We start from the raw sequence: 26,662 nt of genomic DNA, 5'->3' as shown, positions 1-26,662 counted from the left end.
AGACGATGGAAGATGAGCACCGGCGACCCCGCACACACGGCGGTCACCGTGACGCGGTGGCCGTCCACAGCCACGGAACCGAGCGGGGGCGAACTCCTACCGGTCCTCCGACCGCGTACGGTCGCGTGCCTGGGTGGCGATGACGGCGGCCTGGATGCGGCGCTCGACGCCGAGCTTGGCGAGCAGCCGGGAGATGTGGTTCTTGACCGTCTTCTCGGCGAGGTAGAGCCGCTGACCGATCTGCCGGTTGGTCAGCCCCTCGCCGATCAGGTCCAAGATCTCGCGTTCGCGCTCGGTAAGGCCGGGCAGCGTATCCGGCTCTTCGGCGGGCTGCTGTCCGCCGCCCCGCAGGCGTGCCATCAGCTTGGTGGTGGCGCTGGCGTCCAGCAGGGACTGCCCGCGGGCCACCGTCCGTACCGCCGAGACCAGGTCGGAGCCCTGGATCTGCTTCAGGACATATCCGGCCGCACCCGCCATGATCGAGTCCAGCAGCGCCTCCTCGTCGTCGAAGGACGTGAGCATGAGGCAGGCCAGATCCGGCATCCTCGACCGCAGCTCACGACAGACGGTCACGCCGTCCCCGTCGGGCAGGCGCACGTCGAGGACGGCCACGTCGGGCCGCAGGGCGGGGACCCGCACCAGTGCCTGCTCCACCGTCGCCGCGTCTCCGACCACGGTGATGTCCGGTTCGTCGTCCAGCAGGTCGTGCACCCCGCGCCGCACCACTTCGTGGTCGTCCAGGAGGAAGACCTTGATCGGGCCTCCCGCACTCTCGTCCTGCTCTCCGTACGCCATCTGGTACTCCTCGTGATGCCTCGGCCTGTGTCGGAATCCTTTCTTCCCAGGATGGCCGAGGACCAGGGCCGGTCGGCCCTGTTTCACCTGCGTCAGTGAACCACGAGCCCGAGGCGGCGGAACCGGCCCCGCACCCGGTCCACCAGAGCGGCGTCGGGGACCGGCACGTCGCGGAGGGGGAACGGGACGCCCAGGGCGTCATATTTGGGGGCGCCGAGCTTGTGGAACGGCAGGATGTCGACGCGTTCCACGCAGGGCAGACCGGAGAGGAACCGGGCGAGTCCGTCGACGGCGTCTGCGTCGTCGGTCCAGCCGGGCACCAGGACGTACCTGATCCACACGCGCTTGCCCAGCCGGTCGAGCCGGGCGGCGAAGTTCAGGGTCGGGGCGAGGCCGCCCCCGGTCAGCTTCCGGTAGGTCGGGGCGTCGAAGGACTTGATGTCCAGCAGCACCAGATCGGTGTCGGCCAGCAGCGCGTCCGTGGCGCGCGCACCGAGGAAGCCCGAGGTGTCGAGGGCCGTGTGCAGGCCGGCCCCCTGGCACCTGCGCAGCACCGCTGCGGTGAAAGCCGGCTGGAGCAGCGGCTCACCACCCGTGAGGGTCACACCGCCGCCGGCCGTACTGACGAAGCTCCGGTACGTGTCGATCTCCGCCATCACCTCGTCGACGGTGGCCTCCCGGCCGTCGCGCATGTGCCAGGTGTCGGGGTTGGCACAGTAGAGGCAGCGCAGCGGGCACCCGCTGGTGAACAGGACGAACCGGGTCCCGGGACCGTCCACGCCGGTGGACAGGTCCCAGGAGTGGATGCGGCCGGTGATCGATCCCGGCGCCACGGTCGGGGGCACGGGGGTCACAGCGAGCCGTGGAAGGTGCGGCTGATCACGTCGAGCTGCTGCTCGCGGGTCAGGCGGACGAAGTTGACGGCGTAGCCGGAGACCCTGATCGTCAGCTCGGGGTACTTCTCCGGGTGCTCCATGGCGTCCTCCAGGACGGCACGGTCGAGGACGTTGACGTTCATGTGGAAGCCGCCCGCGGACATGTAGGCGTCGAGGATGCCGACGAGGTGACCTGGCCGCTCGTCGGGGACGTGGCCGAGTCCTTCCGGGGTGATGGTGGTGGTCAGGGAGATGCCGTCACGTGCCGACTCGTAGGGCAGCTTGGCGACCGAGAGGGCGGAGGCGGCCACGCCGCGCTTGTCGCGGCCGTTCATCGGGTTGGCTCCGGGGGCGAAGGGTTGTCCGGCGCGCCGGCCGTCGGGGGTGTTGCCGGTGTGCTTGCCGTAGACGACGTTGGAAGTGATGGTCAGCACGGACTGGGTGTGCTCGGCATCGCGGTAGGTGGGGTGCTTGCGCACCTTCGCCATGAAGGACTCCACCAGGTCGACGGCGAGGGCGTCGGCCCGGTCGTCGTTGTTGCCGTACGCGGGGAAGTCACCATCGGTGTGGAAGTCCACCGCGAGTCCCGTCGCGTCGCGGATGATCCTCACCTGGGCGTGCTTGACGGCGGACAGGCTGTCCACGGCGACCGAGAGTCCGGCGATGCCGCAGGCCATGAAGCGGTGGACCGGGTGGTCGTGGAGGGCCATCTCGACGCGCTCGTAGGCGTACTTGTCGTGCATGTAGTGGATGACGTTGAGCGCGTCGACGTAGGTCTCGGCCAGCCAGTCCAGCACACGGTCGTAGGCGACCGTCAGCTCCTCGTAGTCCAGGTGATCGCCGGTCAGCGGCTCCATCACGGGGGTGATCTGGTCACCCGTCATCTCGTCGCGGCCGCCGTTGACGGCGTAGAGCAGCGCCTTGGCGAGGTTGACGCGAGCGCCGAAGAACTGCATCTGCTTGCCCACCGCCATCGCGGACACGCAGCAGGCGATGGCGGTGTCGTCCCCGGTGCGCGGGCACATCAGGTCGTCCGACTCGTACTGGACGGCGCTGGTGTCGATGGACACCCGGGCGCAGAAGGCCTTGAAGCCGAGGGGCAGCCTGGGCGACCACAGCACCGTCAGGTTCGGCTCCGGCGCGGGGCCCAGGTTGTACAACGTCTGCAGGAAGCGGAACGAGGTGCGGGTGACCAGGGGCCGGCCGTCGGCGCCCATGCCGCCGATGGACTCCGTCACCCAGGTCGGGTCGCCGGAGAACAGCGCGTCGTACTCCGGGGTGCGCAGGAACCGGACGATGCGCAGTTTGATCACGAAGTCGTCGATCAGCTCCTGGGCGTGCATCTCGTCGAGGGTTCCCTCGTCGAGGTCGCGCTGCAGGTACACGTCCAGGAAGGTGGATGTGCGGCCCAGCGACATCGCCGCGCCGTTCTGCTCCTTCACCGCGGCGAGGAAACCGAGGTAGAGCCACTGGATCGCCTCGTGCGCGGTGGCGGCGGGGCGGGTGACGTCGCAACCGTAGGTCGCGGCCATCTCGGTCAGCTCCCCCAGCGCCCGGATCTGCTCGGCCAGCTCCTCGCGGTCGCGGATGACCTCGGCCGTGGAGGGCCGGGCGTCGAGCAGGGCGCGCTCGGCGCGCTTGGCCTCGACGAGCCGGCCGGTGCCGTACAGCGCGACGCGGCGGTAGTCCCCGATGATGCGTCCGCGCCCGTAGGAGTCCGGCAGGCCGGTGATGATGCCGACCTTGCGGGCGGCCCGCATGGCCGGCGTGTAGGCGTCGAAAACGCCGTCGTTGTGGGTCTTGCGGTAGGTCCCGAAGACCTTCGACACGAACGCGTCCGCCTCGTAGCCGTACGCCCTGAGGCCGTTCTCCACCATGCGCAGTCCCCCGTTGGGCATGATCGCGCGTTTGAGGGGAGCGTCGGTCTGCAGGCCCACGATGAGTTCCCGGTCGCGGTCGATGAAGCCAGGGGCGTGCGAGGTGATCGTGGAAGGCGTGGCGGTGTCCACGTCCAGGATCCCCCTGCGCCGCTCCTCGGGGAACAGCTCGCTGACCTTCCCCCAGACCGTGACGGTGCGGTCCGTCGGACCGGTCAGGAAGGAGGCGTCGCCCTCGTAGGGCGTGTAGGTGGCCTGGATGAAGTCGCGCACGTCGATGCGGGCACGCCATCCGTCGCCGGCGAACTGCCGCCAGGCGTCGGTGGTCCGAGGTCCGGCTGTCACCGTCGCGATCATCACAGGTCCTCTCCTCGTACGTTCCGGTCGGTGTCGATGCTCGTCGTACGGGACTCCGGCCAGTAGTGCCGAACAGGGCACCGGGCGGTCCGTCCGTCCCGGCAGGCCGGGACCATCGGCCCCGGTCGTGCACTTCTGCCACACGTCGGGCTGGACTACGTCTCCTGCTCGCCGTTTCGCGTCCCGGCAGCGCGGCTGGAGGTCACTGCCGCCTTCGAACCGGCCCGGCCTCCCGCCCTTGGAAACCGAACGCGCCGTCCACCCCGCGACAGTGCCTACCGGACGCCCGAGCAACCCCCGTGGCGCGCGGCCTCGGAGGTAGGCGCCCGGCTCAGCCGGCTGCCGGTGCTTGACGCCGACGACAGGATTCCTGACTTCGACGTCGTCGCGCCGCTGCGTGTGCCGTCCCTCGCCGCGGCGGAGCGGCGATCGAACGCGAGCCGCGGCGTCACCCCTCCGGGACCGATGGTCCCGGCCCGGCCGGGTCGGACGGACGAGGGAGAGGTCCTTCGGCGCCTGCTGCGGCCGCCCGGAGGCGAGGAAGGTGAAGACCGGGAGCGGCGCCGGACACCGTCGTACTGCTCCTCCCGGCTCCGCCGTGCACCGCGGCAGACCCCGACAACGGAGGCAGACCGACATGACCCGACAGCACGTGCGGACCGAGGATCGCATCAGGACCGACGCCCCGTCGGACACAGCCGTTGCAGTGGACCGTCTGGTCACAGCCAGCCTCAAGGCCCTCGCCGACTACGACGGCTTCTCCCAGGAACAGATCGATCACATCGTCAAGAAGGCGTCGGTCGCCGCCCTGGACCAGCACACCGCACTGGCCCGCCTGGCCGTGCAGGAGACCGGGCGAGGGGTGTTCGAGGACAAGGCCGCCAAGAACATGTTCGCGTGCGAGCACGTCACACACAGCATGGGTCCCATGAAGACCGTCGGGGTCATCGCCCGGGACGAGATCGACGACGTGATCGAGATCGCCGAACCGGTCGGTGTCGTGGCAGCGATCATCCCTGTCACCAATCCGACCTCGACCACCGTCTTCAAGGCGCTGATGGCGCTCAAGACCCGCAACCCGGTGGTCTTCGCGTTCCATCCCTCCGCCCAGCGGTGCAGCGCCGAAGCGGCCCGTGTCGTACGGGACGCGGCGGTCTCGGCGGGAGCGCCGGAGGACTGCATCCAGTGGGTCGAGGCTCCGTCCGTCGAGGCCACCCGCGCGCTCATGCATCACCCCGGCGTCTCGCTGATCCTCGCCACCGGCGGCAACGCCATGGTCAAGGCCGCCTACTCGGCGGGCAAACCCGCCCTCGGCGTCGGTGCCGGCAACGTCCCCGCCTATGTCCACCGCAGCGCCACGGTGCGCCGGGCCGTCCACGACCTGGTGCTGTCCAAAGCCTTCGACAACGGCATGATCTGCGCCTCGGAGCAGGCCGTCATCCTGGACACCGAGATCTACGACGCGGCGATCAACGACTTCCGCGCCCTGCACGCACATCTGGCCACTCCGCACGAGAAGGCGCAGCTGGAAACCTTCCTGTTCCCGACCGCCGGCGGTTCGGGCACCGGCTGCGAACCGAAGGTCAACGCCGCCGCCGTGGGACAGAGCCCGACGTGGATCGCCGAACAGGCCGGATTCTCGGTGCCGGCGGACACCTCGATCATCCTGGTCGAAGCCGAACGGGTCGGCCCCGACGAGCCGTTGACCCGTGAGAAGCTCTGCCCCGTACTCGCCGTACTGCGCGCCGAGGACGAGCGCCGCGGGTTCGAACTCGCGGCCGACATGGTCGCCTTCCACGGCCAGGGCCACAGCGCCGTCCTCCACGCCGAGGACCCGGCCGTGGCGGCGGCGTACGCCATGCGGATGAAGACCGTGCGGATCATCGTCAACTCCCCCTCCTCCCAAGGCGCGATCGGCGGCATCTACAACGGCCTGCTGCCCTCGCTCACCCTCGGCTGCGGCTCCTGGGGCAGCACCTCGGTGTCCGACAACGTCTCCGCAGCCCAGCTGCTGAACATCAAGCGGGTCTCGGCCCGCCGCAACAACCTCCAGTGGTTCAAGGTCCCACCGAAGATCTACTTCGAACCGCAGGCCGTGCGCTACCTCGCCTCGATGCCCGGCGTCCACCGCGTCACCATCGTCACCGACACCACCATGACCCGCCTCGGCTTTGTCGACCGGATCAGCCGCGTACTGCAACGGCGCCAGGAGCCGGTCACCCTGCAGATCATCGACAGCGTCCAGCCCGAGCCCAGCATCGACTCCGTCCAGCGCGGCGCCGATCTGATGCGGGACTTCCGACCCGACACGATCATCGCGCTGGGCGGCGGTTCCCCCATGGACGCCGCCAAGGTCATGTGGCTGCTGTACGAGCAGCCCGGCATCGACTTCGCCGACATGCGGCAGAAGTTCTCCGACATCCGCAAGCGGGCGTTCCGCTTCCCCGCCCTCGGCAGCCTGGCCCGCCTGGTGTGCGTGCCCACCACCTCCGGCACCGGTGCCGAGGTCACCCCGTTCGCCGTCATCTCCGACCCCGTGACCGGAAAGAAGTATCCGCTCGCCGACTACGCCCTCACCCCCAGCATCGCGATCATCGACCCCCTCCTCACCTCCGCCCTGCCCCCGGCGCTCGCCGCCGACAGCGGCTTCGACGCCCTGACCCACGCCATCGAGGCGTACGTCTCCGTCTACGCCAACGACTTCACCGACGGCCTGGCCCTGCACGCCATCCGCCTGATCTTCGGCCACCTCGAGGCCGCCGTGAAAGATCGAGCCGGAGCGGCCGAAGCCCGCGAGAAGATGCACAACGCCGGCACCATCGCGGGCATGGCCTTCGGCAACGCCTTCCTCGGCATCGTCCATGCCATGTCGCACACCCTCGGGGCCACCTTCCACATCGCCCACGGCCGCACCAACGCGGTGCTGCTGCCCCACGTCATCCGCTACAACGGCACCACCCCCTCGAAGCTGACCGGCTGGCCGAAGTACGAGACCTACCGGGCCCCCGAGCGCTTCCAGGACATCGCCCGCGCCCTCGGCCTGCCCGCGGCCACACCGGCGGAGGGCGTGGAGTCCCTCGCTGCGGCCGTGGAACGGCTGCGTGACACCGTCGACATCGAGCCGACGTTCCGAGCGCTGGGCGTCGACGAATCCGCATTTCTCGCCGCACTGCCTCAGCAGGCCCTCAACGCCTACGAGGACCAGTGCGCGCCGGCCAACCCCCGCATGCCGATGCTGGACGACATGCAGGAGCTCATGCGCAGGGCGTACCAGGGCTGACCCGCCTGCGGCGGAATCCGCCGTGCCGGGGCCTCAGGCTTCCGTACGGCGGCTTCTCCGTGTCCGGGGGCCTCACCCAGGTCGTACGTCGTCGCACGAGCACGCCCGGTCCGGTCCGTGTACGGTCCACCGCAGGCGACACAACCGTCGTGGAACTGCACGGAGGACGTCGACATCGCTGCCGCTCCGGTCGTCACGGCACGGCTGGACGCCCTCACGCCAGAGCCGCAGCCGGAGCGGCACGGCGGGCTGCGGCTCCCGTCCGGCAGTGACCCCTTGCCCGGCATCCTGTACCGAACGGACGTGAGGACGGCTCCCCGCTCCACAGGTCGCCGACGGGAGCCTCGCGTAGGGAGCCCTGCGAATCCTGATGCGCGGTGTTCGGCACGGCCGTCCGTCCATGACGACCCTCCGGGTAGGCATGTATGCGCCGCAGGCATGCAGACCGATGCCTCGGCCCTGCTCAGCGAACGAACCGGGCCCGGGCCACGGATGTGACATCCGCCGCCCGGGCCTGTCGCGCTCGTGTCAGCCGTCCCACGACCAGTCGGCGACCTCGGGCAGGTCGACACCGTGCTCGCGGATGTACGCGTGGTGGCGCAGCCGGGAGTCCCCCATCCGCTGGCGTACGGCCGCGGCGCGCACGGCGAGGCCGGGGACCCGGTCGATGACGTCCATGACCAGGCGGTAGCGGTCGAGGTCGTTGCGCACCACCATGTCGAACGGTGTGGTGGTGGTTCCCACTTCCTTGTAGCCGCGTACATGCAGGTTCCGATGGCCGGTGCGGCGGTAGGCGAGGCGGTGGATCAGCCAGGGGTAGCCGTGGTAGGCGAAGATCACCGGCTTGTCGGTGGTGAACAGCCCGTCGTACTCGAAGTCGCTCATCCCGTGGGGGTGTTCCTCGCTCGGCAGCAGCCGGGCGATGTCGACGACGTTCACGACCCTCACGGACAACTCCGGCAGGAGGTGGCGCAGCAACTGGGCGGCGGCCAGCACTTCCTGCGTGGGGACGTCCCCTGCCGCCGCGAGCACCACGTCCGGCTCCCGGTCGCCGTCCTCGGTACCGGCCCACTCCCAGATGCCGGCGCCGCGGGCGCAGTGCGCCTTCGCCTGCTCCATCGTCAGCCAGTCGAAGCAGGGCTGTTTGCCGGCCACGATCACGTTGACGTAGTCCCGGCTGCGCAGCGCGTGGTCGGCGACCGACAGCAGGGTGTTGGCGTCCGGCGGCAGGTAGACCCGGACGGCCTCGGGGCTCTTGTTGAGGACGTGGTCGACGAAGCCGGGGTCCTGGTGGGAGAAGCCGTTGTGGTCCTGCCGCCAGACGTGCGAGGTCAGCAGGTAGTTGAGAGAGGCGATGGGGGCGCGCCACGGCAGGCGGCGGGAGGTGCGCAGCCACTTGATGTGCTGGTTGACCATCGAGTCCACGATGTGCACGAACGCCTCGTAGCAGGAGAACAACCCGTGCCGGCCGGTGAGCAGGTACCCCTCCAGCCAGCCCTGGCACAGGTGCTCGGACAGGACCTCCATCACCCGGCCGTGCCGGTCCAGGTGCTCGTCGACATCAGAGGTGCCGGCCTGCCAGGCCTTGCCGCTGGCGGCGTAGACGCCCTGGAGCCGGTTGGAGGCGGTCTCGTCCGGGCCGACCAGACGGAAGTCCCGGCGGGCGGCGGTCTCCCGCATCACGTACTCCAGCAAGTCACCCAGAATGCGTGTGGGTTCATGCAAGGTGGCACCCGGCTTGTCGACCGGGACGGCGTGGCGCTCCAGCGGCGGCAGAGGAAGCTCGCGCGTCAGCAGGCCGCCGTTGGCGTGCGGGATGGACCCCAGCCGGCGGGCGCCGTCGGGGACGCACGCCAGGACATCGGGGCGGGGTGCTCCGTGTTCGTCGAACAGTTCCTGCGGCCGGTAGGAGCGCAGCCACTCCTCCAGTTGACGCAGGTGGTCGGGGTTGTCCCGGACGGCGGACAGCGGCACCTGGTGCGCCCGCCAGGTGCCCTCGATGGGAGAGCCGTCGACCGTGGCTGGACCCGTCCAACCCTTGGGCGTGCGCAGCACGATCATCGGCCAACGGGGCCGCTCGGTCGCCCCGTCCTCGCGGGCGGAGCGCTGAAGAGCGGCGATGCGGTCCGCTGCGGCGTCCATGGCTCGGGCCATCGCGCGGTGGACGACCGCCGGCTCGTCGCCGGTGACGTGGATCGGCTCGTGGCCGTACCCCTTGAGGAGGTCATCGAGCTCGGACTCGGGCAGCCGGGACAGCACCGTGGGATTGGCGATCTTGTAGCCGTTGAGATGCAGGATCGGCAGGACCGCGCCGTCGTGCACCGGGTCCAGGAACTTGTTGGCGTGCCAGGAGGCGGCCAGTGGACCGGTCTCCGCCTCACCGTCGCCGATCACACAGGCGACCAGCAGGCCGGGGTTGTCGAAGGCCGCGCCGTAGGCGTGCGAGAGCGCGTACCCCAGCTCGCCGCCCTCGTGGATGGAACCGGGCGTCTCCGGCGCCACGTGACTGGGCACACCTCCAGGGAACGAGAACTGCCGGAACAGGCGGGCCATCCCGGCGGCGTCCCGGGTGATGTCCGGGTAGGTCTCCGTGTACGACCCTTCCAGCCAGGAGTTGGCCACCACCGCGGGGCCGCCGTGGCCGGGGCCCCAGATGCACAGGGCCTCCAGTCCCCGGGAGCCGATCAGCCGGTTGAGGTGGGTGTACACGAGATTCAGGCCAGGTGAGGTGCCCCAGTGACCGAGCAGCCGCGGCTTGATGTGCTCGGGGTGCAACGGCTCGGTGAGCAGGGGGTTCGCCATCAGGTAGATCTGGCCGACGGACAGGTAGTTCGCGGCACGCCAATGGGCGTCCAGCGTCCTCAGTTCCTCGTCTGTCAGTGAAGTGGAGTCCAGCTGAGAAGCGACGACCATGCTCATTCCTTCGGTTCGTAGGTGTGGTTGATGGACGTTTGTGCACGGCCGGCTGCAGCGGCCTCCCCCGTTCACCGCGTCATGGGGGCCGCCGCGGTACCGAACGGTGGTCGTGTGGGGCTGGGCTTCCTCGACTCAGCTGTGGGAGATCACTGCCAGAGGTGCGGTGGCGTGATGCAGCAGCGCCTGGGTCACGGGTCCGATCCGGGAGCCGACCGCCGCCGTGCGGTGGCGTCGGCCCACCACCACGAGAGCGGCTTCATGCGAGGCGTCGACCAGGTGACGAGCCGGGTGCCCTACGACGGCGTGCGCCGCGACCTCCACAGTGGGGAACTTCTCCTGCCACGGACGCAGGACGTCGGACAGCCGTCGCCGCACCTGGGTGGTCAGGCCGTCGTTGAGGTCGGGCGTCAGCTGGCCGCCGTAGTAGTAGGGCGGCGGCGTCCACCCGTGGACGACCCGTAGCCACAGGGTGCGCCGTGAGGCCGCGTCGAACGCGAACCCGATCACCGCGTCGTCGGGCTTGGCCAGGTCGAGCCCGAGGACGACGTCACGTCGTGCGGTGGCGGAGCCGGTCTGCGGCAACGACTGCTGCGGCACTTCTTCCCGAGCGTGTCCGCCGGCACGGACGAGCACAACGGGCCGCTCGCACGTGGCCAGGACGGGGAGGGAAACGGAACCGAGCAGGTAGCCGAGCGCCTTGCCCAGCCCATGGGACCCCAGTGCCAGCAGCTCGGCCTCCTCTGCTGCCTTCAGCAGGGCCGGGACGGGCAGGCCGGGAAGCTCTCGCGTGTCGACCCGCAACCCGGGGCGGCGCTCAGTCAGACGCATGCACGTCTTGTCCAGCAGGCGTTGAGCCGATGCGCGTTGGAGGTCGCTCGGGGGAACCTGAACCCCGAGGCCGACGTACGGTGCGCGGGTGGAGGGCTGCCACTCCCACGCAGTCACGAGCCGCAGCGGCAGGTCCCTGAGCTGTGCCTCGTCGGCAGCCCAGTCGGCGGCAGCCAGACTCGCAGGCGTGCCGTCCAGTCCTACGGTGATGGTGCGGGTCATGACGATCCTCCTTCAGGGGTGCCTCGAGTGTTCGTTGCGCCGGGCGACGGCAGCAGGGCCCACTGGCCCTCCATCGGGAGCCGACGGTCCCGACGCAGAGACCGAAGGCTTTGTGCTGGTGCCTGCGCCGCCGGGCGAAATGCTGCCCGCGGCGTTCTGGCGGACAACCACGACGTGCCGTTGCGGACACGCACAACACAGGGTGTCCGGCGTTGCCTCGGTCCGGCCCTGGCATCAGTGCTCGGCCTCGTTCCCCGCGGGGCCGGGCGCACTGGCGCGGGTTCGGGTCAGCGGTGACCCCGGATGCAGGGCTTCCCGGACGACCGCCGGGCTGCCGCGCACAGCCACGTCCCGTGCTCCCGTGCGGCTCCCAGCGTTGATGGAGCGGGCTGTCGCGCGGGCATTTGGTTCGCTCGCCGGAAGACCGTCGACCGAGCTCAGCCGCGACCCGGTCGAACATCCCCCGATGGACACCTGCACGGTCACACACCCGTCGGGTCGTCAACGACGGCTGCCCGTTCAGTGCGGGCAACCGCTGTGGCCACGGCACTCGAGGAGACACAGGAACAGTCGCCCTCGTCGGCGGTGGGGCAAACCATGTGAGCACCGCCCGACGGGCCGGTGCTCCCGCTGCGCCCGCGACGGCCTGCCCGTGCACCCGAAAGAGAGCCTATGCCGAGGGTGTCCTGGACACGGCCCGCACGGACGCCCGCCACCGCCAGGCCATTGAAGACGAGCTCCAACGGCTCCCCGACGCCACAGCCGACCAGGTGCGGACGTAAGTCGCCGCCCGCCGCAGAGAAGGCCGCCGACCCCACCCGCCTGCCGACTACACACGCATTCGGCGCGACCTGAACGTCGTTCTTCCGGTTCTGGCCCCAATCCACACCTGCTGGTTACGACGCATTCAGCGCACCACCCCGGGTCCGGCAGACCGCCGACCAAGGGGTGGCCGCTGCTTCGTCGGCTCCGGAGAAGGGGAATTTCCTTGGCCTGGTCGGGGTTACCTCTTCGGTAGGATACCCAAGGGGGTATCTCGAAGGAGTGTGGGTTGTGGAACTGGCGATGGCGGCTGAGGAACTGAAGACGGTGGTCAACCGGCTGCGCCGGGCACAGGGCCAGATCGCCGGTGTGATCAAGATGATCGAGGAGGGGCGGGACTGCGAGGACGTCGTCACTCAGCTCGCCGCGGCGTCCCGAGCTCTGGACAAGGCCGGTTTTGCGATCATCGCCACTGGGTTGCAGCACTGTCTGACCGATGCGGACATAGCCGCTTCCGGCGACCGGGAGCAGATGCGCACCCGGCTGGAAAAGCTGTTTCTTTCTCTGGCCTGAGCTGTGGTGCCGCGACGCCGGATCACCCGCCGGGTCGGTTGGCCACCTGGGTTGGCTGCGAAAAGGGGAGGGATCTGGAGCACCGGGTCCCTCCCCTTTGTGGTTCAGCGGTTGCGCAGTGCGGCCAGGGTGTTGTCGAGGTCGGCGGCGCGGGGGCGGTTGTGGGGGAGCTTGGCGAGCAGGGCGGCCATGCCGCAGGTGTTGGTCAGGGCGGAGAAGACCAGACCACCTGCGATGCCGGCGGAGATGAGCTGGAAGGCCGGGTGAACGACGAGCCCGAGCAGCAGGCCGAGCAGCACGATCACTCCTGCCGTGAGCCTCACCTGCCGTTCCATGCCCCAGGTGGCGCGTGAGGCGCCCTGCGGGCGGTGCAGCTCGTGGCCGTCGGCCGCCCAGGCGCCGGTGCCCCCCGACAGGATGGCGGCCCTGACGCCCTCCTCCGCGAGGATCCGGCCGGCGTTCTCGGAGCGGGCGCCCGAGGCGCAGACGACCAGGACGTCACCGCGGTCGGCGGCGTGCCGGATGTCGGGCAGTGCGCGTTGGATCTGGTCGAGGGGGATGTTGAGCGCGCCGGGGAGGTGACCGCCGGCGTATTCGCCCGGGGTACGCACGTCGATGATGGTCAGTTCGTGCAGGCGGGTGCGCGCCTCGTCGGTGGCGAGAGCCGTGGGTGTGGTCATGGCAGATGTCCTATGGGTGCGGAAGTCGTGGTGGAACTTGATCTGAGGGGAGCCGGGCAGCAGGCGGTCCTGAGATGCGCGCCGACCGGAAAGGTTCTCCCGGTCCCTGTTTCTGGGCTGTTGACGGCCTTCGTGTTCAGGCGATCACGTCGACGAGCATGAAAGCCGCCACCGCCAGCAGTACGCCGGCGAAGATTTTCTGAAGGGTGGTGCCGGAGATCTTCGTCGCGAGGCGTTTGCCGTCCCAGGCGCCGAGGATCGCGGCTCCGGTGAAGGGGCCGATGATCTCCCAGTGGAGCCCGCCAGTGCTGCCGGTGCGAGCGGCGAGCGCGGCGAGTGAGTTGACCGTGATGACGAGCAGGCTGGTGCCCACTGCCCGCCGCATGGCCAGTCCCAGGACGCTCACCAGGGCGGGCACGGCGAGGAATCCCCCGCCGACGCCCAGGAAGCCCGTCACGGCACCGAGTCCGGCACCGGCGCCGGCCGCCTTGCCGGGACGGATCCGGTCCGGCGGCTCGGAGGCGGACGGGCGGAGCATGCGCAGGGCCGCCAGCGCGGCGATGACGGCGAACGCCGACGTCAGTACCGCGTCGGGCAGGCTCCCGGCGACGGCTCCGGCGAGGAAGGCGGGGACGATGCCCGCCGCGGCGAACAGCGCCCCTGTCTTCCATGCCACGTTCCCGTCGCGGGTATGGGCGTACAGGGCGGTGGCGGAGGTGGCAGTGACGATGATCAGGCTGGCGGTGGTGGCGGCGGCTGCAGTGAAGCCGAGCAGATAGATCAGTGCCGGTACGGCAAGGACGCTGCCACCGCCGCCGAGGGCTCCGAGGGCGAGACCGATGACGGCCCCGGCGATGAGGGCGAGAACGAGTACGGTCACGCTATACGGCCGCTGTTCCCGCGTTCGTCGACGACCGGGTGCCCAGCGGCGGCCCACGCGTTCATCCCGCCCTCGACGTCCACCGCGTGCACTCCGCGTTCGGTGAGGAGCTTCGCTGCCTGCTGGGAACGGTGTCCGCTGCGGCAGATCACCACCAGCGGGTACCCCTCCGCATCAGCGGGCAGGGTGTCGCCGACGACCAGTTTCGTCAGCGGTACGTGGAGGGCGCCCGGGGCATGGCCCGCGGCGAATTCGGGCTTCTCACGTACGTCCAGCAGGACCGCGTCAGGCCGGTCGCCGCTGGTGAGGCTGCGTGCCTCGGCGACCGTGACACGAGGCCCGTTTCGGCGAAAGAGGAACATCACACGCTTCCTTCCTTGCGAGTGGGCGAACTCAGGCGGAGGCCAGGGGCAACCCGGCTTCCGTCGCGGCGTCGAAGCCGTCGTCGACGGCGACCACGTCGCGGCCGGCGGCATCGAGCAGGGAGGCGGCGATCGCCGCGCGCATCCCGCCGGCGCAGTGCACCCACACCGTCCCGTCCGGCACCTCGCCGATACGGCCGTGCAGCTCGTGGATCGGGATGTGAACCGAGCCCTCGATGTGGCCGCCCGCGCGCTCTGCGTCCCGTCGCACGTCCAGAACGACGACGTCGTCGCCGCGCTTACGGATGTCAGCGAGGTCGGCGAAGCGGGCGCGGGGGAAGGAGGCGAGCTGCTCCCCCTCGCGGATCCAGCCGGCCGGGTCGCCGGTGGCGGCGGCAGCCGGGCGGTCGATGCCCACCCGCGCCAGCTCCCGCTGCGCATCGGCGATCTGCTCCGGGGTGTCGGCGAGCAGGGTGACGGGCTTGCCCCACGGGATCAGCCAGGCCAGGTAGGTGGCGAGCTTGCCCTCGCCCTCGAAGTTGAACGACCCGGCCACGTGCCCCTCGGCGAAGGCCATGCGGCTGCGCAGGTCCACCGCCCACTCACCCGCGGCCAGCCGGGAGGCGATCTCTTCGGCGTCCGCGCGCCTCGGCGGGGTGAGATCGACCGGCGCCGGGCCCGCGGCGTTGGCCGGGCCCATGTGCGCGTAGTAGGCGGGCACGTCGTCCAGGCCGTCGAGCATCCGGGCGACGAAGGTGTCCACGTCCAGGGTCAGCGCGTCGTTGATCTCGCGTTCCTTGCCGATCGTGGTCGCGTCCCCCTCGGCCTGGGAGGAGGAGCAGAAGCTGCCGAACCCGTGGGTGGGCAGCACCGGCACCTCGTCGTCCAGCTCGTCGGCCAGCCGGTGGGCAGAGGCGTGCTGGGCCCGGGCCAGCTGCTCGGTCAGCCGCGGCTCGACCAGATCGGGGCGGCCGACGGTGCCGATCAGCAGGGATCCGCCGGTGAACGCCGCAACACCCCGCCCGTCCTCGGTAAGGGCGTAGGAGGTGTGGTGCGGGGTGTGCCCGGGAGTGGCGATCGCGCGTAGCACCAGCCCCTCGTCGACCGTCACCGTGTCGCCGTCGGCAATGGGGGTACGGGGGAACGACACGTGCGCTCCGGCCGGCACCAGGTAGTGCGCGCCGGTGACGCGGGCCAGCTCCAGGCCGCCGGTGACGTAGTCGTTGTGTACGTGGGTCTCGGCCACGAACGCGATACGCACCCCGCGGCGGGCCGCCGCGGCAACGACCCGGTCGATGTCCCGCGGCGGGTCTACGACCACCGCAGCACTGGGTCCGCCAGCCAGGTAGGTGCGGTTGCCCAGGCCCTCGAATTCCAGGGTGTCGACGAAGAACACGGCTTACGACTCCTCTCGAGCGATGTACCCCGGGGGGTATCTGACACTCACCCTAACAGTTATACCCAGGGGGGTATTCCAGGGGTCAAGGAGCGCGCCTCAAGGCTTTACTCGGCACGCTTCGGGTACCCGGTGGGGTATAGAGGAACCAGTCATTCCGCACCTACTCGGGAGTGCCCGTGTCCTACGACCGCACCATCCGCCTGGCCGTCACCGACTTCGACGCCGCCACCGCCGCCGTCCGCCAGGCCCTGGCCGACCAGGGGTTCGGCGTCCTCACCGAGATCGACGTCCAGGCCACACTGAAGGCCAAGCTCGGCCACGACATGGAGGACTACCTGATCCTGGGCGCCTGCAACCCGCCGCTCGCCCACCAGGCCCTGGAGGCCGACCGCTCCATCGGCCTGCTCCTGCCCTGCAACGTCGTCGTCCGCCGCGACGGCGACCACACGCTCGTCCAGGCCCTCGACCCGGGCACCATGGTCAGCCTCACCGGCCTGGACGCCCTCAAGCCCATCGCCGACGAAGCCACCGCCCGACTCGACGCGGCGCTCAGCGCCCTGACCGCCACCTGACCTCTCCCCGGTTCGGCATCTGGCCGACCCCGGCACACGATGCCGCAGTCTTACCTCCCGGCCGGTGCCGCCCACCCAGCGGCAGCCCTCGCGCCCTATGCGCCGGCGCCGCCGTAGCCATGCCGCCCGACGGCCACCGCCCGCTCTTCTTCATCCTGGCCACCGTCTCCGCAGCCGCCGCGCTCATCGCACCGAAGCCAGCCACCTACGCCGTGCTCTACCGACCCTCGTGACTCTGACAACCATCACAGCCACGGCAGGCATAAACGAAGCCGCCCACCTTCCCACCTGTAATCCGGCAGCCCACGCGCGGGTTCGCCAGTTGCCCCCTTTAGGAATCCGCGAACTCGTTCCGTTCCACCTTCGACCTGCTGCACCAGGGCGACACCGACCTGACCGGCTGCCCTATCGGCGCCGGCGCGCAGCCCTTGAGTCGCTGTTCACCGAGCACGCCCATTGCCGGGCCGCTGACGTTGTGCCCGTCGACCCGTGACCCGGCCCTTGCTGCGGCGGTACCCGTGGCGACGGCGGCATTCGAGCGCTGAGCTGGTCGTCGCGATCTTCGGTGACACCCTCCTCGGCGTGCCGGTGCGATGAGTTCGCCGGTCGTCGGCAGTCTCCCCTCTATACGCACCTCCGTCGGCCGAGCAGAGGCCGCGGGGCCGGTGGCGTGGCGGAGCGAAGGAGTCCACGATGTCCCACCCGATTCGGCTGTACATGTCGATGTCGCTCGACGGGTTCATCGCCGGGCCGGACGACCGGCCAGGTCAGGAGCTGGGGCGGGACGGCGGACGGCTCTTCGACTGGCTCGACGACCGGGAGTCCGACGGGCCGAGCGGCCAGGTCTACCGGGAAGCGCTGGCGACCGGCGCGCTGATCTCCGGTCGGCGGACCTTCGAGCTCGCCCGGCGCTGGCAGGGTGACCACCACGAAGGCGTGCCCATCTTGGTGCTCACCCACCACGTAGACGAGGGAGACGAGCCGCCCGGTCACGCGCGGTTCATCACCGACGTGGACGAGTGTGCCCGGCTGGCGCGCGAAGCCGCTGGGGACCGGCCCGTGATGGTGCACGGTGCCGGCGCGGCGCAGGCGCTGCTGCGAGCCGGGCAGCTGGACGAGATGGAGATCCATCTGGTGCCGGTCCTCCTCGGGGGCGGCCGGCGGCTGTTCGAGCACCTCGGTGGTGAGCACACCGAGCTCGAACTGGTCCGGCGGCTCGAAGCCCGGGACGTCACGCACCTCCGCTACCGGGTGCGCCGGGCCGGGGAGGCGGCGTGAAGACGCTTTTCGTGTCGTACCGCGTCACCGATCTGGAACGCTCGCTGCGCTTCTACACCGCCCTCGGCTACGGCGTGCTGGGCAGGGTCGAGGTGGGCGACGGCAGCCGCCTGGTGATCCTGAAGTTCCCCGAGGAGACGGCGGCTTCGCTTGAGCTGGTTCACCGTCCCGCTCACGGACCCGTCGATGTGGGCAGCGGGTTCGACCACCTCGCGGTCCAGGTGGACGGTTTGGCCGGCACCCTGGAGGCGCTCGCCGTAGCCGGTCTGGACCCGGGGCCCGTCCTGCGTCCGGGCGGTCCCGCGGGCCCGAGGACCTCGTGGCTCACAGACCCGGACGGGTACCGGATCGAACTGGTGGAGTGGCCGGCCGGACACTCCGCAGGCATGACCGCGGCGCACTTCTCCTGAGCGGCGGACGGTCCTGCCCGGCCCCTGGTGGCGGCCGTCGCGACCGGGTCCGTCGCTGGATCGCCTACGGCCGTCTCCGCTCTGGTCAGTCCGTCTTGGAGGACCGCCAAGAGAGCCGCCGCCGCCGAGAAATCGATAGACGATCCCGGGCTCCTCCGCCATTTCGCGTCCAACGGATCCACGGTCGTCGACCAACTCCGCGGACCGTCGCACCAGTTGCATTACGATCACCTGGCCGCTGCTGGGCAGGACATCGCGAGGGGACACGGTTGTGTGGAAAACAGGGAGCCACGGAGGCGGTCGGCGGGGCTGGGGTGTGGCTGCGTCGGCTGTCGTCACGGCGCTGCTTCCGCTGGTAGCGGGGTGCGGCGGGGGCCATGACGACTCCGGTCCCCGCGTCAACGGCACCGAGGCGACTGCCGGGCAGCAGGGCGGGAGCGAGAACGCAGGCAAGGGGAAGGGAGCCTTCCCGGACAGGGGTGTCATCATCACCGCCTTGTGTTCCGTACCCGCGAGCAAGCCGGCCAGCGTGACGGTCACGGGTTGGGATCCCACGACGTGGGAACGGACCGTCTCGCGGACCTTCACCGTCCCGGCGGAGGCCGTTGTTGCGGAGGCCGACGACGTAGCCTCCCCGCTCGTGGAGCTGTGCGCTGACAACTTCCCCGATGTCGGCACATCGGACGACGGGCCGCGCACCCTCCCGGCCACCCGGCTGCGGCAACTCTTCGACGAGGACTTCTCCCGGATGGCCGTCGTCCTCATCGATCGACAGACCGAGGCGACAGGGGTGGGCTACGTCGACACCAGCGGCAAGCTGACCAAGCTGTCCGCCGAACAGGGCGACGACTTCGGCGACACGCCCAGAGAGGAGAACGCCGTCTTCGCCCGTAACGGAACTGCTCTCTGGTTCACCGAGACCGACTCCTCGGATCATGTACGCATTGCCAGCCGTTCCGTCACTGGGGATCACGCCGTGATCCAACAAGCGGGCGGTGAAGGTGAGTACATGGACGGGGCCGGCCTGGCGCTCGCGGGTGACCCTGCGCGCGGGCTCTTCGGCAAGGAAGTCCGGATCAGCCCCGACGGGCGCAGGGCGACGGCCTTCATCACCTGGCAGGGTTACAACGTGGTCGACACGCCACAGCGCAGTGCGCTGCTCAAGGCCAAGGGTGTCAAGGCCGCCAGTATTCCGGTCGGCGCCGACTGCCACCCCAACGGCTGGGTCGACGACAAGACCGTGCTATGTGGCCCACGAAACGGCGAGGCCAAAGACCCGAAGCGGAAGAATTCCTTCTGGACGTTGGATGTCTCTCGACTCGACGGCACGGCGGATCTGGTGAAGGGTGCCCTGGGCGGTCCGATCATCCCGGCGACGGATCGCAAGAACACGGTGCGGGCTATTGCGCCGGACGGAAAGCAGATGATTTTCGCATCGCTGCAGGGCACCCGGCTCGATTACTATGCCTCCCCCATCGCTCCCGGCGCGACCCCGAAGAAGATCACGGCAGAGGGCGCGGACCGGGCGCTGAGCGCGGGGGACGTCCTGGAGTGGCGGTGAAGGCCGACGTCCGGTAAGCGCCCCTTCGGTGTCGCGGGGCGTGGAGCGTGTAGTGGAGGACTCCCGTGGGCGTGAGAACCCAGCGAGCCGTCGCACTGCTCCTGACGTAGCTGCGGCGCCTTGATCACACGAAGCGAGTCACCGCTCTCCGCCCGCGCGGACAGCTGCGTCAGTCGCCCTCCCTCGCGGCGCTCGTCATCGCTCGCGTCCGCCTCCAGTCCGACCCAGACAGTGCCCTCGGCGAATACCGCCGGGTCTGCGACACGGTCGTCCGAGTGCCGGGGTCCGCTGCCGCCGCTGCCCAGGCCGGTGATTATGGTGCACCGGTGAGCGACATGACTGGTGAGGACCGCCGTTTCCCGCCCGCGCTGGCCGACCTGGCCGACGTGGACATCGACTACGCCGACGGCCGGGGCATCGACTTCGAGCCCTACTCCGCCTTCGACTCGGCGGAGGAGACCACCGGCTGGCTGCGGAGCTGGACGGGCAACGACGATCTCGACGGGAGCCGGTATCGCGTGTTCGGTCAGGACGGCACGGGCGGGCTCGCCGCGCTGTGGTGCGTGCGGCCCGGGCGACCGCTGGCGGAACAACCCGTGGTGTTCCTGGGTTCCGAGGGCGCCGTCGGTGTCGTGGCCGGTGACCTGTCGGACTTCCTGTGGCTGCTGGCGGACGGCGTCGGACCGATGGAGGCGGTGGAGTTCGGCGCCGTGACCGGCCGTGCGGACCCGGCCCTCGTGTCGCTGGCCGAGCGGCACGCGAGCAGGCCACGCCGGACGGCACGCGAGATCGTCGCTGCCGCCCGGGCGGAGTTCCCCTCGTACGGCGACGACATCGCGGCCCTCTGCCGCTGAGGGCCTGCCGGGTGGCTGTCAGCCCTTCACCGAACCGGAGGTCAGTCCCTCGACGATGTGACGGCTGGCGAAGGCGAACAGCAGCATCGTGGGCACGATCGTCAACACGGCCGCCGCCGACATCGAGCCCCAGTCGATGTTGAAGCTGGAGATGAAGCCGTTCAGGGCGGTGGGGACGGTCTTGTTGCTGTCGCTGTTCATGAGGGTCACCGACAGGAACAGCTCGTTCCAGCAGTTGACGAAATTGAAGATGAAAGCGGCGATGATGCCGGGGCGCATCACCGGCAGGAGGACCCGGAACAGCGCCGCGAAGCGGGACAGGCCGTCGATCATGGCGGCCTCCTCCAACGCGTCCGGGATGTTCTCGAAGAAGCCGCGGAGCATGACCGTGCAGAAGGGGATGCACATCGCGATGTACACGAGGATCAGGCCCAGGCGGTTGTCGACCAGTCTCAGGTCGGTCATCAGCAGGTAGAGCGGGCCCAGCGCGATGAACGAGGGGATCATCTGGGTGACCAGCGCGGCCATCAGCAGCGCCGACTTCGTGCGGAACTCGAAACGGGCCAGCACGTACGCCGAGAGCATCGAGATCGCCGTGGCCGTCACGCCGGCCACGGTCGACACGATGAGGCTGTTGGTGAGGTAGGTGCCGAAGTCGGCGGTGCCGAACAGACCGCGGTAATTCTCCAGGGAGAAGCGCTCGGGCCAGTACGCGATGGGGAAGTGGAAGATGTCGCCCGGTGCCTTCAGCGAGGTGACGGCGATCCAGTAGAGCGGAAAGACCGTGAAGAGCAGCCACACCCCGAGGAAGGTGAACTTGACGGCCCGGCCGGCCGCCGACCCCTTGCCGGTCACGACCTCACCCCCTTCTTCTCACGCGTGGCCAGGAGGAAGAACACCGCGAACACCAGCAGCGCGGCCACCACGAGAAGGCCGAGCGCGGACGCCCTGCCGTAGTCGCCCTGCTGAGTGATCTTGATCATCCAGGTGGTCACGATGTGCGTCTCGTCGTTCGGCCCGCCTCCGGTCATGCCGAAGATCAGGTCGGGGAAGTTGAAGATCCAGATCACGCGGAGGAGCACGGTCAGGGCCAGCGTGGTGCGGATGTACGGGATGGTGATCTGGAAGAGCGTGCGAGTCCTGCCCGCGCCGTCCAGGGCCGCCGCCTCGTAGAGCTCGTCCGGGATCGACTGGAGCGCGGCCAGGATCATGATCGTGAAGAAGGTGACGCCGTACCAGATGTTGGCGACGATCACGGCCGCCATCGCCGTGTCCGGATCCGCCAGCCAGGCGATCGGTTCGTCGATCAGTCCGGCCTTCTGCAACAGGTCGTTCACGACGCCGAACTCGCTGTTGAACAGCCAGCGGAAGAGGATGCCGATGAGGAAGCCGGAGATCGCCCAGGGGAAGAAGATCAGCGCCTGGTACAGCCCCCGGAAGCGGAAACGCCGGCGCAGCCAGAGGGCGAGCGCGAAGCCGATGACCAGCTGCGGGACGATCGAACCGACCACCCACAGGGCGGTGTTGCTCAGCACGGTCCCCCAGGCGGGGTCGCTGAACACGTCGCCGAAGTTGTGCAGCCCGACCCACGAGGTGTCGGTCAGGTCGGTCAACTTCCAGTTGCGGAAGGCCATCTGACCGCCCGCGATCACGGGGTAGTAGGTGAAGATCGTCACGAAGACCGCGGCCGGTGCCATGAAGGCGGCGATGCTGAGGCCGCGCCGGGTGGTGAACTCGCGCCTGCGCCCGCCCCCGCGGGGGACGCCACCCTTGCGGACGGCCTCCCCCGTGCCCGGCGCTGTCTTCGGCGTCCTGGTGGAGGTGACGGGCATGTCTACTGCTCCTGCCGCCGCTTCTCGGTCCAGTACGCGTCCCAGCCCGCGAGCAGCTTCTTCGGCGTCGTCTTGCCGAGGATCAGCTTCTGCACGTCGGTGTCCGCCTTCTGCTGCCACTCGGCCCACCAACTGACGCCGCGCGGCTGGGCGACGACCAGGTACTTGTCCGGCTGCTCGGTCATGGTGACGTAGCTCGACCAGGGGCCGGTCCGGTAGAAGGGTTCGTCGGCCGCGGACTTGAGGATGGGCACCAGGCTGTTCTTCTGCGTGAACGAGGTCGAGGCGTCGCCCTGGGACAGGAACTCGACCAGCTTCACCGCCTCGGCCTTGTGATCGCTTCCCTTGGCGACGCCCCAGCCGGCGGTGGCCAGCGGCTGCACGGTCTTGCCTTCGGGCCCGGCCAACAGCGGCGCGGTGGCCCACTGGTCCTTGGAGATGGACTTCGACTCCGAGACCGTGGCGATCACTTCGGGGTCCTGAAGCAGGAACGCCGTGGAGCCGTTGGAGAACGCCTCGACCATCTCCGGATAGCCCCAGGAGACGGAGGATTTCGGGGACGCCTTCTTGAAGAGCTCGAGGTAGTTCTCGATGGCGTCCTCGGCCGCGGGAGCGGAGAAGATCGTGCGACCGTCCTTCAGCTTGAAGCCGTCGGCCGGGTCCACCTGCTCGGCGAGGTAGGCCTCGATGGCGGCGGTGGCGTTGCTGTGGGAGTTGGCGCCGCCCCGGAATGCGTAGCCGTACCGGCGCTGGGCCGGATCGTGAATGGCGGACGCCTGCTCCAGCAGTTCCTTCCAGGTGGCCGGCGGCTTGTCGAAGCCCGCCTTCTCGATCAGGTCGGTTCGGTAGAACAGGCTCAGGCCGTAGAAGCCGTACGGGACGAAGTACGTCCGGCCCTCGGCGTCCTTGGAGGCGTTGACGGCGTTCTCCGTCATGGCCTGCCAGCCCTTCCAGCCCTCCAGATCCTTCTTCATGTCGTACAGCCAGCCGTTGTTCGACCAGGGCCCGACGGTGATGTCGCGGACCTCCAGGACGTCCACCCCGCTGCCGGACTGGAGCATCTGCTGAAGCTTCTGGTCGGCCTGCTCGGTGGGCGGGGAGACCAGATTGACCTTGATCTTGGGGTTCTGCCGCTCGAAGTCGGCTATGAGGTCCTTGAGCAGGGCGGTGCGGGTCGGGTTCGTCAGGCTCTCGACCATGTCGAGGGTGACCGTTCCGCTCGCCTGGGGGCTCATGGTGGAACAGCCGGTGAGGAGGGTCGCCACGGCGGTGCCGAGCGCGAGGGCCACCGTCCTTCTTCTCATGGTGCTGACCTCTTTCCTGTGCTCTGTCGTGCCCACGTGCCGAGGACGGGGACGCATTCCTCGGCGAAGTACTCGTAGTCGGCGGCGGTGTTGTAGACGTGCGCGGACAGGCGCATGTACCCGGCGCCTGCGAAGCTGGTGAAGGCCGCCTCCACGCCCAGCTCCCGGGCCACCCGGTCCCGCAGGGCGTCCGCCTCGATCCGGTCGGCGGCGAGCCCGTCCGGCAGGCGCACCAGACGCATGCCCGGGACGGGCATGCCGACGTCGACCGGGGAGTCAGCGCCGGACGGACCGGCGAGCGCCGCGCCGATGACACGGGCGCCGTAGTCGACCAGGTCGTCCATGTAGCGGCGGGCGGTCGCCCAGCCCCAGGTGTGCTCGACGAAGGAGAGGGACGTCGGCGCGGCCAGGTAGGCGGTGGCGTCGACGGTGCCCTGCTGGTCGAAGCGGTCGGGGAAGGGATCGGCCGCGGCCCAGGAGTCGATCAGCGGGTGCAGGCGCTCGCGCAGCGGCCCACGGGCGATGAGCGCCGCGGTGCCGCGCGGGGCGCAGCCCCACTTGTGCAGGTTGCCGGTCCAGAAGTCGTACGTGGCGCCGGCCAGGGGCTCTTCCAGCAGGCCGGGCGCGTGTGCACCGTCGACGAGGACGGGGATGCCGCGACGGCGGGCCTCCGCCCCGATGCGTTCCACCGGAAGTCGTCGTGCGGTCGCCGAGGTGATCTGGTCGACGACGACGAGGCCGGTGGCGTCGCCGAGCTCGGCGGTGACCGCCTCGTACGCCTGGTCCTCGTCCGCGTCCAGCGGCACCCGGGCGGTGCGGACCCGGCCGCCGCTGCGGCGGGCCAGCCGCTCGGCGCCCATCGTCACGGCACCGTAGCCGTGGTCGGTGACGACGATCTCGGAGCGGGGAGGCAGGTCGAGGGCGGAGTAGACGACGCTCGCGCCCGCGCTGGCGTTCGGTACGAGGGCGAGATCGCCGGCGTCGGCCCGCAGGAAGCCGGCGAGCTCGACCCGTGTCGCGGCGAGGCGCTGGGGCAGCGCCGGGAACCACACGACGGGTGAGCGTTCCATCTCGGCACGCAGCAGGGCCTGGTGCTCCTGTGCCACCAGCGGAACGGCACCGAAGGAGCCGTGGTTCAGATGCTTGAGGGCAGGGTCGAGCGACCAGGCCCGGTCGGCGGGCCGGCCGTCCGCCAGGAGCAGGGGGCGCGGTGCGGTGGTCACCTCGGTCTCACTCACGGGACTCCACATCTGGGCAGGGCGGTCCTGCGGAGGTTCACCCTCCGCCGGACACATCTGATGACTCGGCATCCTGCCCACCTTCCCGAGCGGAAACAAGGGTCGTACAGTGAAAGTCATCAGATGACTTGCCGGGGAAACGTACCCGGCACATCTGAGGGCCCGCCGGGCCTCGCTACAGTTCTCCGAGGGACGCGGCCTGATCGCGGCTCGCCCGGGGAGGAAGAGGGAAACGGATGTCCGCAGTCGAGAAGGCCTTCCACGGCCTGCGGCACATGATCGGGACCGGGCGTCTCGGCCCGGGCGAGCGCATCCCGCCCGAAGGGGATCTCTGCGAGGAACTGGGCGTGTCACGGGGGTCGCTGCGCGAGGCGGTGCGGATGCTCGCCGCCCTGGGTGTCATCGAACCGCGGCACGGCTCGGGCACGTACGTCTCGCAGTTGAGGCCACAGGACGTGATCGGAAGCCTCTCCCTGACCCTCGAACTTCTGCCGCTGTCGGGCCTGTTGGAGGTCTATGAGATCCGGCGGGTCCTCGAGGCGCACGTCGCGGCCCAGGCGGCGGCGCGCTGCACCCCGGAGTCGGTGGACACGCTCTTCGCTCTCATCGAGGACATGGAGGCCACGAGCGACCCCGCCAAGGCGTCGGAACTGGACCACCGTTTCCACGCCGAGATCGCTCGCCTGGGCGGCAACCCGACTCTGGCCACGCTCCTCGCGGTCTTCCGCTCCCGGTCCCGCAAATACCAGGTCTTCACCCTGCCCGAAGGCCCCGAACTGCGTAGGAAGAGCGACGAGGACCACCGCGTCCTGGCCACCGCCATCGCCGATCGCGACCCGGTCGCGGCGGCCGGCGCGGCGCAGGCGCACGTCGCCCAGACGGAGCGGTGGCTGCGGGCGTTCATGCCGCCGGTCGAGGAGATCGACGACGCCGGCTGAGGTCATGGGCGCCGGGACGGGAGTGAGCACAGATACCGGAGTGAGCACCGGTACCGATCTGCGCAACGGTCGCGAACCGGGACCATCGGCCGGCGGGCTTCCTGCTCAGCCCGCCGGGTGAGGCAGGCGTTGCTCAGCGAGGACACCGCGGCCGCCGAGCACACCCGGCCGGGCTTCCCCCTCCCCCACACGCCGCCGCCAGGGATGCTCCGCGCGCGAACTGCCCCGGGTGAGCGGTGTCTCACCGCGGAGGCGTTGCTATGCAACTAGGCGCATAGCAAGATCCCACCATGGCGCTCGAACACGCGATCCTCGTCTCCCTGCTGGAGAAGCCGGGCTCCGGCTATGAGCTCGCCCGGCGGTTCGAGCGGTCCATCGGGTACTTCTGGACCGCCACCCACCAGCAGATCTACCGCGTTCTCAAGCGCATGGAGAGCGACCGCTGGGTCGACGTCCGCGATGTCCCGCAGTACGGACGTCCGGACAAGAAGGAGTACTCCGTCGCCCGGCCCGGACGGGAAGCGCTCTCCGCATGGCTGAGCGAACCGACCGAGCCCGAGAGCGTGCGCCACGATCTGGCGGTGAAGATCCGGGGCGCCGCCTTCGCTGACCCGGCCGCCCTGATCAGCGAAGTCGAGCGGCACCAGCAGACGCACACCGACCGCCTCGCTCACTACCTCGCGGGCGAGTCCCGCGACTTCGGGGGCCCACCGACGGACGGTTCGCTCGACGCCGAACGGGAACTCCAGCACGCCGTACTGCGCGGCGGCATCGCGTACGAACGCATGATGATCGCCTGGCTCGACGACGTCCGAGCCACACTCGCCCGGTTCGAGACCGGTCGCTGACCGGCCGAGCCCCCCGGGACT

General features: G+C 69.8%; 22 protein-coding genes. 9 read left to right on the top strand and 13 right to left on the bottom strand.

The genetic code is table 11. The annotated features are described in order from the left end of the window. Positions 1–96: 96 nt before the first annotated feature. The 3 genes from ACZ6ZN_RS19520 to pflB all read right to left on the bottom strand — a co-directional run bounded on the left by ACZ6ZN_RS19520 (position 97) and on the right by pflB (position 3,904). Positions 97–795, bottom strand: a complete 699-nt coding sequence (locus tag ACZ6ZN_RS19520) for a response regulator (protein ID WP_451878411.1) — start codon at positions 793–795, stop codon at positions 97–99. A 92-nt stretch (positions 796–887) separates the two neighbouring features. After that, positions 888–1,649: a pyruvate formate-lyase-activating protein gene (gene pflA, locus ACZ6ZN_RS19515; protein ID WP_469647814.1), complete on the bottom strand. Its 762-nt coding sequence runs from the start codon at positions 1,647–1,649 to the stop codon at positions 888–890. After that, entirely contained in the window at positions 1,646–3,904 is a 2,259-nt protein-coding gene (gene pflB / locus ACZ6ZN_RS19510) for a formate C-acetyltransferase (RefSeq protein WP_469647811.1), read from the bottom strand. The genes pflA and pflB overlap by 4 nt, the downstream gene beginning before the upstream one ends. A gap of 637 nt (positions 3,905–4,541) precedes the next feature. Here pflB and adhE point away from each other — a divergent pair. After that, complete coding sequence (gene adhE / locus ACZ6ZN_RS19505) at positions 4,542–7,184, top strand: bifunctional acetaldehyde-CoA/alcohol dehydrogenase (RefSeq protein WP_469647808.1); 2,643 nt, start codon at positions 4,542–4,544, stop codon at positions 7,182–7,184. A 528-nt stretch (positions 7,185–7,712) separates the two neighbouring features. Here the strand turns inward: adhE and ACZ6ZN_RS19500 are convergent. Both ACZ6ZN_RS19500 and ACZ6ZN_RS19495 read right to left on the bottom strand, forming a co-directional pair. Further along, positions 7,713–10,097, bottom strand: coding sequence for a phosphoketolase family protein (locus ACZ6ZN_RS19500; RefSeq protein WP_469647805.1), 2,385 nt, complete (start codon positions 10,095–10,097; stop codon positions 7,713–7,715). 135 nt (positions 10,098–10,232) lie between these two features. Further along, complete coding sequence (locus ACZ6ZN_RS19495; protein WP_451878832.1) at positions 10,233–11,150, bottom strand: universal stress protein; 918 nt, start codon at positions 11,148–11,150, stop codon at positions 10,233–10,235. A 1,053-nt stretch (positions 11,151–12,203) separates the two neighbouring features. On the opposite strand from ACZ6ZN_RS19495, the gene ACZ6ZN_RS19490 reads away from it, so the two are divergent. Beyond that, positions 12,204–12,485: a metal-sensitive transcriptional regulator gene (locus tag ACZ6ZN_RS19490; RefSeq protein ID WP_451878833.1), complete on the top strand. Its 282-nt coding sequence runs from the start codon at positions 12,204–12,206 to the stop codon at positions 12,483–12,485. A gap of 104 nt (positions 12,486–12,589) precedes the next feature. Here ACZ6ZN_RS19490 and ACZ6ZN_RS19485 read toward each other — a convergent pair whose 3' ends face one another. The 4 genes from ACZ6ZN_RS19485 to ACZ6ZN_RS19470 form a co-directional block, all read right to left on the bottom strand. Next, the gene (locus ACZ6ZN_RS19485) at positions 12,590–13,165 is read right to left on the bottom strand and encodes a rhodanese-like domain-containing protein (RefSeq protein ID WP_451878834.1); all 576 of its coding nucleotides are present in this window, start codon (positions 13,163–13,165) and stop codon (positions 12,590–12,592) included. A 136-nt stretch (positions 13,166–13,301) separates the two neighbouring features. Then, positions 13,302–14,045, bottom strand: coding sequence for a sulfite exporter TauE/SafE family protein (locus ACZ6ZN_RS19480; protein WP_469647800.1), 744 nt, complete (start codon positions 14,043–14,045; stop codon positions 13,302–13,304). After that, positions 14,042–14,407, bottom strand: coding sequence for a rhodanese-like domain-containing protein (locus ACZ6ZN_RS19475; RefSeq protein ID WP_469647799.1), 366 nt, complete (start codon positions 14,405–14,407; stop codon positions 14,042–14,044). The genes ACZ6ZN_RS19480 and ACZ6ZN_RS19475 overlap by 4 nt, the downstream gene beginning before the upstream one ends. A gap of 31 nt (positions 14,408–14,438) precedes the next feature. Next, entirely contained in the window at positions 14,439–15,803 is a 1,365-nt protein-coding gene (locus ACZ6ZN_RS19470; protein WP_469647797.1) for an MBL fold metallo-hydrolase, read from the bottom strand. A 179-nt stretch (positions 15,804–15,982) separates the two neighbouring features. Between ACZ6ZN_RS19470 and ACZ6ZN_RS19465 the strand changes: the two genes are divergently transcribed. The 5 genes from ACZ6ZN_RS19465 to ACZ6ZN_RS19445 all read left to right on the top strand — a co-directional run bounded on the left by ACZ6ZN_RS19465 (position 15,983) and on the right by ACZ6ZN_RS19445 (position 20,481). Continuing rightward, on the top strand, positions 15,983–16,378 hold the full coding sequence (locus ACZ6ZN_RS19465; RefSeq protein WP_469647794.1) for a DUF302 domain-containing protein: 396 nt from the start codon (positions 15,983–15,985) through the stop codon (positions 16,376–16,378). 693 nt (positions 16,379–17,071) lie between these two features. Next, on the top strand, positions 17,072–17,656 hold the full coding sequence (locus tag ACZ6ZN_RS19460) for a dihydrofolate reductase family protein (protein ID WP_469647792.1): 585 nt from the start codon (positions 17,072–17,074) through the stop codon (positions 17,654–17,656). Next, a complete protein-coding gene (locus tag ACZ6ZN_RS19455) occupies positions 17,653–18,066 on the top strand; it encodes a VOC family protein (RefSeq protein ID WP_469647789.1) in 414 nt (137 codons plus the stop codon). The genes ACZ6ZN_RS19460 and ACZ6ZN_RS19455 overlap by 4 nt, the downstream gene beginning before the upstream one ends. 316 nt (positions 18,067–18,382) lie before the next feature. Then, positions 18,383–19,627, top strand: a complete 1,245-nt coding sequence (locus ACZ6ZN_RS19450; protein WP_451878841.1) for a hypothetical protein — start codon at positions 18,383–18,385, stop codon at positions 19,625–19,627. A gap of 326 nt (positions 19,628–19,953) precedes the next feature. Beyond that, the gene (locus ACZ6ZN_RS19445; RefSeq protein WP_451878842.1) at positions 19,954–20,481 is read left to right on the top strand and encodes an SMI1/KNR4 family protein; all 528 of its coding nucleotides are present in this window, start codon (positions 19,954–19,956) and stop codon (positions 20,479–20,481) included. Between the two features lie 18 nt (positions 20,482–20,499). On the opposite strand, the gene ACZ6ZN_RS19440 is transcribed toward ACZ6ZN_RS19445, so the two are convergent. Genes ACZ6ZN_RS19440 through ACZ6ZN_RS19425 form a run of 4 tightly spaced genes read right to left on the bottom strand, consistent with a single transcriptional unit; the run spans position 20,500 to position 24,855 of the window. Continuing rightward, the gene (locus ACZ6ZN_RS19440) at positions 20,500–21,336 is read right to left on the bottom strand and encodes a carbohydrate ABC transporter permease (protein WP_469647784.1); all 837 of its coding nucleotides are present in this window, start codon (positions 21,334–21,336) and stop codon (positions 20,500–20,502) included. Then, positions 21,333–22,313, bottom strand: a complete 981-nt coding sequence (locus ACZ6ZN_RS19435) for a carbohydrate ABC transporter permease (protein ID WP_469647781.1) — start codon at positions 22,311–22,313, stop codon at positions 21,333–21,335. Before ACZ6ZN_RS19435 ends, ACZ6ZN_RS19440 begins: the two co-directional genes overlap by 4 nt. A gap of 2 nt (positions 22,314–22,315) precedes the next feature. Further along, positions 22,316–23,617: an ABC transporter substrate-binding protein gene (locus tag ACZ6ZN_RS19430; RefSeq protein ID WP_469647778.1), complete on the bottom strand. Its 1,302-nt coding sequence runs from the start codon at positions 23,615–23,617 to the stop codon at positions 22,316–22,318. Continuing rightward, on the bottom strand, positions 23,614–24,855 hold the full coding sequence (locus ACZ6ZN_RS19425; RefSeq protein WP_469647777.1) for an aminotransferase class V-fold PLP-dependent enzyme: 1,242 nt from the start codon (positions 24,853–24,855) through the stop codon (positions 23,614–23,616). Before ACZ6ZN_RS19425 ends, ACZ6ZN_RS19430 begins: the two co-directional genes overlap by 4 nt. A 236-nt stretch (positions 24,856–25,091) precedes the next feature. Between ACZ6ZN_RS19425 and ACZ6ZN_RS19420 the strand changes: the two genes are divergently transcribed. Both ACZ6ZN_RS19420 and ACZ6ZN_RS19415 read left to right on the top strand, forming a co-directional pair. Next, entirely contained in the window at positions 25,092–25,793 is a 702-nt protein-coding gene (locus tag ACZ6ZN_RS19420) for a FadR/GntR family transcriptional regulator (protein WP_469647775.1), read from the top strand. 290 nt (positions 25,794–26,083) lie between these two features. Then, positions 26,084–26,641, top strand: coding sequence for a PadR family transcriptional regulator (locus ACZ6ZN_RS19415; RefSeq protein ID WP_469647772.1), 558 nt, complete (start codon positions 26,084–26,086; stop codon positions 26,639–26,641). Positions 26,642–26,662: the final 21 nt, after the last annotated feature.

Source organism: Streptomyces sp. NPDC053665 (assembly GCF_055585285.1).
Note: the sequence above shows the minus strand (reverse complement) of the source record. Positions and strands in the feature narration are given on the sequence as shown.